The following is a 9104-nucleotide window of genomic DNA, read 5'->3' as shown; positions in this document are numbered from 1 at the left end:
CGGGCGGCACGGTCGGCGCGTGACGTCAGGAGATGACCACGTCGCGGTAGTAGTAGCGCAGGATCGCCTGGTAGCTGCTGCCCGAGTTGGCGAGGTCACGCGAGCCGTACTGCGACAGCCAGTCCCCGTCCACCCAGCCACCGCACGCGGTGGTGGTCGCGCAGTAGTGCGCCCGCAGGATGTTGCCGCTCCGGGTCATCCGGGTCGACCAGGTCCGGTCCACCGCCGCCGACGTCGACGTCTGCGCCGACGACGGCCGGTAGACCTGGTCGCCGGTGTCGTCCCGAACGTCGTAGCACTGGCCGCCGGACGTCTTCCGGGTCGAGTGCAGCGCCCAGTACCACCCGTAGCTCTTCACGGCCATCGCACCGGCATCCAGCGAGGCGGCCGGCCAGCTCGTCACCCACTCGTTCGGGAGGACGTTCTTGACGTACGTCTTGAAGTCGACCCGATCGACTCGTCCGAGACTGACCCGGTAGACGAGGATGGTGCTCGGCAGCTTGCTGTTGGTGCCGTCGGTGCTACAGCCCGTCGGTCCGCTCAACAGCTCGTGCGAGGCGTTGTTGTTCTTCAGCGTGGCGTTGAGGTTGCCCTTCGCCCCGGATGCGAAGTCCTGGGTGGCGCCGGCGAAGTTGCTGTTGAAGTAGACCCGCACGGTCTTGCCGGTCCGGTTCCACACCGACGCCGCGTTGTTCTTCACGCACAGGCCCTTGCCGGCGCCCGCGCCCTTGAAGTCGTAGCAGGTCGGCTGCGTCGTGCCGTAGTCGTCCAGCGAGTCGGTGAAGTCGGAGACCGAGCCGGCCTGGTTGCTGTTGTAGTAGTAGCAGAACTCGCCGCTGTCGCAGGTTCCGTCCCGTTCGGCCGCCGCTGCCGGCGAGGCGACACTCAGGATGGAGGTGGACATGGCGAGGACGGCGCCGACGACGGCGAGGCCCTTGCGGATATTCATGGCGCCCTACCTCTCGTTGTAGCCCTGGGAGTTCCAGAACGCGGTCGGGTCGGCGTTGTCCAGGGTGGAGTCGCCGACGCTGACGGCCGCGTGGGTCTGCCGGCCGGCCCGGACCTCGACGTGGGTGTGCGCGCCCGAGCTGGAGGACACTCCGTGCCACGACTCATCGGCGATGATCTCGCCCTTGCTGATGGCGTCGCCCACGCTCACCCCGGACCTGGGCGCGGTGTGCAGGTAGATCACCGTCTTGTTGAGCGAGGAGTTGTAGACGGAGATCGTGGACAGGCCGCCGCTGCCGGTGCTGCCCTGCGCGACGTAGATGACCGTTCCGGAGACCAGGGCGCGCACGTCCGAGCCGACGCTGCGGGCGATGTCGATGCCCTCGTGCCGGCCGGGCGTGGTGGTGTAACCGTCGAAGCCGCACGTGACCGTGCCGCCGCTGGCCTGGTACAGGGCGTACGACAGGTTCGTGCGCGTCGACGGCGAGAACTGGTGCGAGGCGTTGTTGTTCTTCAGCGTGGCGTTGAGGTTGCCCTTCGCGCCGGCCGCGAAGTCCTGGTAAGAACCGGCGTAGCCGCTGTTGTAGTAGACGCGGACGGTCTTGGTGCTGCGGTTCCAGACCGAGGCGGCCTCGTTCTTGATGCACAGGCCCTTGCCAGCGCCAGCGCCCTTGAAGTCGTAGCACGAGGGCTGCTCGGTGCCGTAGTCGTCGAGCGAACCGGTGAAGTCCGAGATCGATCCCGCGTTGTCGCTGTTGTAGTAGTAGCAGAATTCGCCGCTGTCGCAGACCCCGTCTCGGGCCGCCGCCGACGCGGGCGATGCGACGCTGAGGATCGAGGTGGTCGCGGCCAGCGCGACGCCGACGGCGGCGAGGCTCTTACGGATGTTCATGGTGTCCTTTCAGAACGGTGAGGGGGTGCGGGTCACTGCCCGCGCTGGTACTGCTCCCAGGTCTTGATCGGGATCTGGGGGCCGTCGTCCGGTCCCTGGTTGGCCAGGCCGTTCATGCCGAGGTAGTAGTCGCCGACCTGGTGCTGCGCCTGACTGGACAGGTCCGTGTCGTTGATCGCCGTGGCGTGGATGTGCCATGGCCAGTCGCCCTGGTTCGGGTTGCGGACCCAGGCGGCGAAGCCGACCTGGCGCAGGGCCCGGGCGACGGCGGTGCGCCTGGCCGCGGTCATGCCGGTGACCGCGATGTCCACCACACCCCCGCCGTCGTGCGTACCGGCCGAGGTGGGGTCGCCCCCGGGGTTGTACGAGCCCTGGTCGAGCACCAGGGTGTAACCGAGCAGACGCTGGGCCTCGGCCAGCATCGCCTGGGTACGGGCGTTGACGACGTACCCGTCGCGCTGGACCTTCGCGCCCGGACCGATCGTGTTGCCGACGGTGTAGCGGTTCAGCCCGAGCTTCGTCAGCGACGTCGTGCCGGGCAGCCCGTTCGCGGCCAGCCCGGTGTAGCCGAGTGAGCGTTGGTACGCCGCGTACGCCGAGACGGTCACCGTGCCGAAGTAGCCGTCGACCCACTGCGCGTTCAGCAGGCCCTGCGCCTGCAACGCCTGCTCCACGGCGAGCACGGAGTTCTTCGCACCCGGAGTCAGTGTGTTGTCGGCACGGCGGGGGTCGATCTGGGCGGCCAGGACGGTGGCCTCCATGTCCACGACCGGCCGCGCGGCCGTGGCGGCGGTCGGCTGCGCTGTGGCGCCGGATGCCGCCGCGTGGGCCGGGACGCCGACGGCCACGCAGAGCGCGGCGAGCCCGACGGTTAACCAGGGACGGCGCAAGATGGGTCCTCCTCGTAGCTGGTGAGTCGTTCTCGGTGCGACATCACCCTGCGAGAAGCGCCCCGCTGTTCGGTACCCCCGGTGTCCTGTCAGATCCGTCAGGCCGTCACCGACCTCGATGAATGCGGTGTTGTCAGCTTGGGTCGAGCCCGCGCCTGACATCGAGCGTGCGCATCCGCACGCCGCTCGGGGCGATTCGTCAGGCGGTCACGGTGACCATGAAGTACACCGGCCGCCGGGTGGGGAAGTACTCCCGCCCGGTCTCGTCGACCATCTTCCAACTGACCCAGCACCTGCCGGGGCGGCTCGGCGCGGTGACCCGAACACGGATCATCACCTGCTCACCGGGCGGCGTGTCACCGATCGGCACCCGATTCGGTGTCTGGCAACCGTCACCGTCGGCGGTGGGCTCCGTACGCGCCAGGTACCGGTGGTGCCAGTCGACCCTTCCCACGTTCGCGAGAGCCCACACCTTGTCGAACTGGGTGTTCACCTTCACCTGGGTGCCGTCGGGGATGGTGACGTCGGCGACGAACCTGCTCGAGTCCCCGGGAATCAGCGAGTCCGAGAACGCCGTCGTGGACGGCGACGCCACCGACGACGGTGACGCGGTCGGGGTGCCGGAGCCGTCGGGGCCCGACCGGCCACGAACGCTCAGGCCCAGGACGGCGGCCACCGCCACCACCAGCACCACCGCGGCGGCGTTGAGCCACGGCAGGCGACGCCGCCGCGTACTCGCGACGCCATCCGCGGCCCGCGGATACTCCACGACCTGCAACGCGCCCTGCTCCGTCGGCGCGGACGCGGCGACGACCGGCTCGAGGTCACCGTCCCCGCTGGGCTGGGCCATCCCCGGGCGCTGCGCGTCCTCCCATCGGCGCCGCCACTGGGCCTCGTCCGCCTCGCAGGCTCGGACGAACTCCCGCGTGGTCTCCCACGAGGGAAACCTGGTCCCGGCGGCGGCCTCGTGCAGGGTCGTGTGCGAGATCCGACCCGACCGCCCCGCCATCTTGCGGAACGACGGGTCTCCCGCGGCGCTGCGCAGTGTCCGCAACTGCTCGGCGAACCTCTCGGCGGCCCGTCCGTCCTGACTCGACTCCGCGGCGGCACGCTGGTCCTTCATCAGTCCCCCATGTCAGACGACTCCGTCAGACGTTGTCAAGGCGTGTCAGAGGCTACCGAACGGGCCACGGTGACCATCAATGTGGTGCATCGACGACACGGGGATCGACGGTCCCGGTGCATTGAAGGAGGTCATCGATGAAGAGCCTTTCCCGACGCGGCGTACGCATCCTCGCGGCCGCTGGGCTGGCTGTGCCCGCGACGTTGGCGTTCGCCGGCCCCGCCCACGCCGAGACGAACCCGCGCTGCGCGAGCTCGGTGCAGATCGGCGCGACGGCGTACGTCACCGTCGGCGGGCAGACCGCCGCCTCGGTCAAGCAGTACAAGGGCTGCGGCAAGAACTACGCCTACACGTACGTGTGGCAGCAGTACCGGGCCAGCCACGGCTCCTACCAGGTCTGCACCTCGATCGTCACCGGAAGCACGCTTCGCGACCTGCAGTGCTCGAGCGGCCCGGACGTCTGGTCGCTGGGCGCCAACACGCTGACGGTGTGCACCCGGGCCCTCGGTGGGATCTCCGACGTGGCGCAGAAGGAGACCGAGGTGCGCTGCTGACCGGCACGGGTGGGTGTCCGGTGCCGCCGCCGGGGATCACCAGGCACGGCCGGCGGCACCGCGCCACCGTAGGGTGGCAGGGACGACTCAGCTGTGCAGGGTGGGTCGGTAGATGAGTTCCTGGGAGCGGCAGTCCAGCGTCCCGCTCTCGATCAGCTCCAGGTCGTAGTCGGCCATCCCGTGGAAGATCGGCTCCGTTCCGGTCTGACCGGTGAGCACCGGAAAGAGCGTCACCTGAACGAAGTCGACCAGACCGGCGGCCAGCAGTGCCCGGTTCATCGAGAGGCTGCCGTGTGACCGCAACGGCACCTCGGACTCCTCCTTGAGCCGGGCGACGACGTCGACGGCGTCACCGCGCACGATGGTCCCGTCCGGCCAGTCGAGGGGGCCCTGCACCGTGTTCGACACGATCGTCGCCGGAAGGTTGACCATGCGGGTGACCCAGGCGTCCCGGACCTCGGACTCCTCGGTGCTGTCGGCCAGCATTCCCACGAACACCCGGTAGGTGCCGCCGCCGAAGACCATGCGCTGGTCCTCGTCGTACGTGGCGAGTCGGCGCTCCAGCAGCTCCGGCCCCTGCTTACCCCAGTAGCCGCCCCAGTTGCCAGTGCTGGCGCCGAAACCGTCGAGGCTGGCGAAGACGTCGAAGGTGTAGGTGGCGGTCACGATGGTCTCCTCGGGTGGGTGAGTTCGGTACGACGCGTCCGCAGGAAGGCACGCTCGGTCTCGTTGCTGGTCAGCGCGATAGCCTGGTCGTAGGCGGCGCGGGCCTCGGAGTCGCGTCCGAGCCGGGCCAGCAGCTCGGCCCGGGTGGCGGGCAGCCGGTGGTAGCCCGGGAGGTCGACGTCCGCCAACGCGGCGAGGGCCGCCGCCGGCCCGTGCACCTCGGCGACCGCGACGGCACGGTTGAGCGCGACGACGGGAGTCGGCGCGAGCGAGAAGAGCTGGTCGTACAGCGCCAGAACCTGCGGCCAGTCGGTGGCCGCGCCATCGGTGTGCACCGCGCCGATCGCGGCCTGGATCTGGTACGGGCCGGGCCGGTTACGCCGCAGGCAGCGCCGGACCAGATCGTGGCCCTCGGCGATGAGTGCCCGGCTCCACAGTGACCGGTCCTGGTCGGCGAGGAGCACCAGTTCGCCGGTCGGGCCGAGCCGGGCCGGCCGGCGCGCCTCGGTCAGCAGCAGCAGGGCGAGCAGGCCCAGGACCTCGGGTTCGTCGGGCATCAACGCGGCCAGCTCGCGGGCGAGCCGGATCGCCTCGGCGCACAGGTCCGTTCTGATCAGTGGCCCGGCGGTGGAGGCGTAGCCCTCGTTGAACATCAGGTAGAGCACGGTGAGCACGGGCGGCAGCCGGTCCGGCAGCTCGTGTTCAGCGGGTACCCGGTACGGGATGTGGGCATCCCGGATCTTCTTCTTCGCGCGCACGATCCGCTGCGCGATTGTCGTTTCCTGAACCAGGTAGGCCCGGGCGATCTCCGGTACCTCGAGACCGCCGAGCAGGCGGAGCGTGAGGGCCGTCCGCGCGTCCGGGGCGAGCGCCGGGTGACAGCAGATGAAGATGAGTCGTAGCTGGTCGTCCTTCACCGGTCCCACCTCCTGGGGCTCGTCCTGTTGGTGCAGCAGCAGGGCCTGGGCGTGCCGGGCCTCGCGGGTCGACTCCCGGCGGAGCCGATCGATGGCCCGGTTGCGTGCGGTCGTCACGATCCAGGCGCCGGGGTTGGGTGGCAGGGTCTGCCACTTCTGCAGCGCCGTGGTGAAGGCGTCCTGGACCGCCTCCTCGGCGAGGTTGATGTCACCGAGGAGGCGGGCCAGGGTGGCGACGCAGCGGCCGTACTCCGCGCGGTAGACGCTCGCCAGGTCCATGTCGGGCGACGGCTGCCCGCTCAGGCCTGGGACAGATCGTCGAACGGGCGCACCTCGACCGCGCCGCAGGCCGCCGCGCACCTCTCGGCCCAGGCCAATGCCTGGTCCAGGTCCGCGCACTTGATCACCCAGAATCCGACGATGTGTTCCTTCGTCTCGGCGAACGGCCCGTCGCTCATGGAGGTGGCGCCGTTCTCGACCCGGACGACTGTGGCGCTGTCGGGTGACGTGAGCCCCCCGGCGAAGACCCAGGCGCCCGCGGCCTGCATGTCGTCGTTGATCCGCCCGGTCTCCCGGAACATGATCTCCATCTCCTCGTCCGACGGCGTCGGCGCGCCCTCGACGAAGTGCACGGACAGCAGGTACTGCTTCATGATGATCCTCCGATAGCTCGACGATGGGTGGAACAGCTCAGGCGGCCAGGCGGCGCGCGACGGCCGGGATCACGATCGCGGCCGCGACCAGGTGGGTGAGCATCAGCAGCGCCTTGGTGGCCGTCCCGGCGTCGGCGAGCACGTCCGGCACCAGGGACAGGACCGTCAGCACCACAGTCGTACGGACGAACGCGCGCCGCGGACGCCGCGCGAAGCGGGACAGCAGCACGGCGAGGAGCACGCCGATCGACGAGAAGACGGCGGTCAGCACGCCGAACCCCGTGACCGGAATCGGGGCGCCGCTCATGTCGAGGCTGATTCCGGCCGCGTGGCCGACGGCGGCGACGGCCATGGTGGCGGCGCTCGCGGCGACCGTGGCGATCACGCCGGCCCCGATCAGCGCGCGGAAGGCCGACGTCGTGGTGCGGGTGGTCTGCGCGGTGGTGGTCATCGTGCCCTCCAGCGGGGTGTGGCCCGTCTCGATTCCGGGCTCTCACCATGGCTACGAAGAGAGCCGGTCCCGATCGACAGCCGCACCCACAATATTTCGACGGCCTCGTCGCCGATGTACGCCGAGCCGGTCTCCGGGCCACCCGGTCCGGCTCAGCCCGGACGGTCGGTGGTCTTGTCGTCCTCGCCGTACTCGCCGCGGATGGGCAGGTAGTAGGCGGGCAGGAAGGCCGCGATGATGGCGACGCCCGCGATCGGCACGAACGCGCCGACGAGGATGCCGCCGCCGATCCAGACCAGCGCGAGTGCGAATCGACGGCCGATGGCCCGGACGCCGAAGGGGCCGAGACTGGGGTCCAGGAGTCTCGCCCGGCGAAGATGGACCCAGATGACGTTGAACAGGGCCGCTGCCAACCACAGTGTCGTGCCGTAGACGACGACCGCCGTCCGCAGCCCCTGCTCCGCGCGGAGCGCGGCGGCGAGCAGCGACGTGGAGAACGGCAGGAACGCGATGACCATCAGGAGCAGCGTGTTGAGGAACAGGACCGGACGGTCGACGTGCCGGACCCGGTCGAACATGACGTGATGATTGACCCACACCTGCCCGACGAGCAGAAAGCTCAGCGCGTACCCCAGGTACGACGGCCACAACGCCCCGAGGCCCGGCAGGAGCCGTCCGAAGTCCTTCGGCGGTTGGATCTCCAGCACGAGAAGCGTGACGGCGATGGCGAAGACACCGTCGCTGAAGGCGACCAGCCGCCCCGGCCGGCGCGTGAGCCGAGGAGCGCCAGGGCTGGACGACATGCCCTCCAGTATCCGATCGGAAGACGATTCGTTACCGCGAAATCCGTAATCAGCGGGGCCGGGTCGCCTTCAAGGAGTTAAAACAAAATTAAGGCTGCGTGGGCGAAAAACTGTTATCCGAAGCCGGGACGACGGCTACCAGGAGACCTGCCCGCAGCCCTCCTTAATTCTTTTTCCGCACGTTGATGCAGGCTCTGGACGTGCACATACTTCACCCGACAGGAGCGTTGTCGCCGACTCGAAGGAAACCACTGGTAATGCGGACTCCCCCCGCGCATGTCGCACCGCCGGACCAGGCGCGAAAGCGCCGTCGACTCGCCCGCGTCACGCTCGCCTGCGCGGTCGTCGCCGCGTTGGGCGGCAGTGGCATCTACCTCGCCGGCGCCCAGGCCGAGGAGGTCGCCGTGCCCGGCCGGGTCCAGGCGGAAGCCTTCGCGGCGCAGTCCGGTGCGCAGACCGAGAGCACCGGCGACGCCGACGGCGGCAGGAACGTCGGCTGGCTCGCCAACGGCGACTGGCTGCGGTACGACGGCGTCTCGATAACCGGCGCGGAGCTGACGGCCCGGGTCGCCGCGCACAACACCGACGGCGGGGCCGTCGAACTGCGCCTCGGCACGCAGACCGGCACGCTGCTGGCCAGTTTCCCGGTCGCCCACACCGGCGGCTGGCAGAAGTGGACGACCGTCACGGCCAGGGCGTCGAGCGTGCCGACCGGCCCACAGACCGTCTTCGCCGTCATGAAGAGCGCCTCCCGCTCGGACTTCGTGAACCTGAACTGGTTCACGTTCGGCCCCGCGACGGGCACGACGCCGAGCGCGTCCCCCACGCCGAGTTCCGGCCCGGCGACGCCGACGCCGGGGACGCCGACCGCTCCCGGCACGCCGACCACCCCGCCGGCGGCCGGCTGGGTGCCGGTCGACCAGGCCGCGTGGAACCAGGAGTTGGCCGCCTTCACCGCGATCAAGCCGAAGGCGGTGCCGCCGGGCACCACCCGCGTCCCCGAGTTCCACACCGACTGCGAGGTCGCCAACTCCGCCCCGGACGACCCCATCGTCCTGCCCGGCCTGTCGGGCGCCTCGCACCTGCACACCTTCTTCGGCCCCAAGGTCGACGCCTTCACCACGACCGACAAGCTGCTCTCCTCCAAGACCACCTGCAACGCCCCTGGTGACCTGAGCGCCTACTGGGTCCCGTCCTTGCGCAACTC

The 9104-nt window shown here is 69.8% G+C and carries 11 protein-coding genes; 2 read left to right on the top strand and 9 right to left on the bottom strand.

Annotation, left to right across the window (positions count from 1 at the left end):
• Positions 1–25: 25 nt before the first annotated feature.
• The 4 genes from AB0J68_RS19765 to AB0J68_RS19750 all read right to left on the bottom strand — a co-directional run bounded on the left by AB0J68_RS19765 (position 26) and on the right by AB0J68_RS19750 (position 3853).
• A complete protein-coding gene (locus AB0J68_RS19765; RefSeq protein WP_363939829.1) occupies positions 26–949 on the bottom strand; it encodes a SpoIID/LytB domain-containing protein in 924 nt (307 codons plus the stop codon).
• A gap of 6 nt (positions 950–955) precedes the next feature.
• Positions 956–1840, bottom strand: coding sequence for a peptidase inhibitor family I36 protein (locus AB0J68_RS19760; protein ID WP_363939827.1), 885 nt, complete (start codon positions 1838–1840; stop codon positions 956–958).
• Between the two features lie 32 nt (positions 1841–1872).
• A complete protein-coding gene (locus tag AB0J68_RS19755) occupies positions 1873–2730 on the bottom strand; it encodes a peptidoglycan-binding domain-containing protein (RefSeq protein ID WP_355066535.1) in 858 nt (285 codons plus the stop codon).
• A 199-nt stretch (positions 2731–2929) separates the two neighbouring features.
• The gene (locus AB0J68_RS19750) at positions 2930–3853 is read right to left on the bottom strand and encodes an NBR1-Ig-like domain-containing protein (protein ID WP_363939825.1); all 924 of its coding nucleotides are present in this window, start codon (positions 3851–3853) and stop codon (positions 2930–2932) included.
• 137 nt (positions 3854–3990) lie between these two features.
• Between AB0J68_RS19750 and AB0J68_RS19745 the strand changes: the two genes are divergently transcribed.
• On the top strand, positions 3991–4407 hold the full coding sequence (locus AB0J68_RS19745) for a hypothetical protein (protein WP_355066537.1): 417 nt from the start codon (positions 3991–3993) through the stop codon (positions 4405–4407).
• Between the two features lie 87 nt (positions 4408–4494).
• On the opposite strand, the gene AB0J68_RS19740 is transcribed toward AB0J68_RS19745, so the two are convergent.
• The 5 genes from AB0J68_RS19740 to AB0J68_RS19720 all read right to left on the bottom strand — a co-directional run bounded on the left by AB0J68_RS19740 (position 4495) and on the right by AB0J68_RS19720 (position 7897).
• On the bottom strand, positions 4495–5073 hold the full coding sequence (locus tag AB0J68_RS19740; RefSeq protein ID WP_363939823.1) for a dihydrofolate reductase family protein: 579 nt from the start codon (positions 5071–5073) through the stop codon (positions 4495–4497).
• Complete coding sequence (locus AB0J68_RS19735; RefSeq protein ID WP_363939821.1) at positions 5070–6269, bottom strand: RNA polymerase sigma factor; 1200 nt, start codon at positions 6267–6269, stop codon at positions 5070–5072. Before AB0J68_RS19735 ends, AB0J68_RS19740 begins: the two co-directional genes overlap by 4 nt.
• A gap of 20 nt (positions 6270–6289) precedes the next feature.
• The gene (locus tag AB0J68_RS19730) at positions 6290–6643 is read right to left on the bottom strand and encodes a YciI family protein (protein WP_354855500.1); all 354 of its coding nucleotides are present in this window, start codon (positions 6641–6643) and stop codon (positions 6290–6292) included.
• 37 nt (positions 6644–6680) lie between these two features.
• Positions 6681–7094, bottom strand: coding sequence for a DUF6069 family protein (locus AB0J68_RS19725; RefSeq protein WP_354855501.1), 414 nt, complete (start codon positions 7092–7094; stop codon positions 6681–6683).
• A gap of 152 nt (positions 7095–7246) precedes the next feature.
• Positions 7247–7897 (bottom strand): TMEM175 family protein, encoded by a 651-nt coding sequence (locus tag AB0J68_RS19720; RefSeq protein WP_363939819.1) that lies wholly within the window; start codon positions 7895–7897, stop codon positions 7247–7249.
• A gap of 257 nt (positions 7898–8154) precedes the next feature.
• Between AB0J68_RS19720 and AB0J68_RS19715 the strand changes: the two genes are divergently transcribed.
• Positions 8155–9104, top strand: a 950-nt coding sequence (locus AB0J68_RS19715) for a carbohydrate-binding protein (protein ID WP_363939817.1), incomplete at its 3' end; no start/stop codon positions are given.

Origin of the sequence: Micromonospora sp. NPDC049580, from assembly GCF_040675595.1 — a bacterium.
GTDB lineage: Bacteria > Actinomycetota > Actinomycetes > Mycobacteriales > Micromonosporaceae > Micromonospora.
The sequence above is the reverse complement of the archived record's forward strand: the minus strand, read 5'-3'. Positions and strand labels throughout refer to the sequence as shown.

What these genes read in the sequence shown, in the direction of transcription:
- AB0J68_RS19765 (WP_363939829.1), bottom strand. Translation starts at nt 949, where the DNA reads ATGAATATCCGCAAGGGCCTCGCCGTCGTCGGCGCCGTCCTCGCCATG.
- AB0J68_RS19760 (WP_363939827.1), bottom strand. Translation starts at nt 1,840, where the DNA reads ATGAACATCCGTAAGAGCCTCGCCGCCGTCGGCGTCGCGCTGGCCGCG.
- AB0J68_RS19750 (WP_363939825.1), bottom strand. Translation starts at nt 3,853, where the DNA reads ATGAAGGACCAGCGTGCCGCCGCGGAGTCGAGTCAGGACGGACGGGCC.
- AB0J68_RS19745 (WP_355066537.1), top strand. Translation starts at nt 3,991, where the DNA reads ATGAAGAGCCTTTCCCGACGCGGCGTACGCATCCTCGCGGCCGCTGGG.
- AB0J68_RS19735 (WP_363939821.1), bottom strand. Translation starts at nt 6,269, where the DNA reads ATGGACCTGGCGAGCGTCTACCGCGCGGAGTACGGCCGCTGCGTCGCC.
- AB0J68_RS19730 (WP_354855500.1), bottom strand. Translation starts at nt 6,643, where the DNA reads ATGAAGCAGTACCTGCTGTCCGTGCACTTCGTCGAGGGCGCGCCGACG.
- AB0J68_RS19725 (WP_354855501.1), bottom strand. Translation starts at nt 7,094, where the DNA reads ATGACCACCACCGCGCAGACCACCCGCACCACGACGTCGGCCTTCCGC.
- AB0J68_RS19720 (WP_363939819.1), bottom strand. Translation starts at nt 7,897, where the DNA reads ATGTCGTCCAGCCCTGGCGCTCCTCGGCTCACGCGCCGGCCGGGGCGG.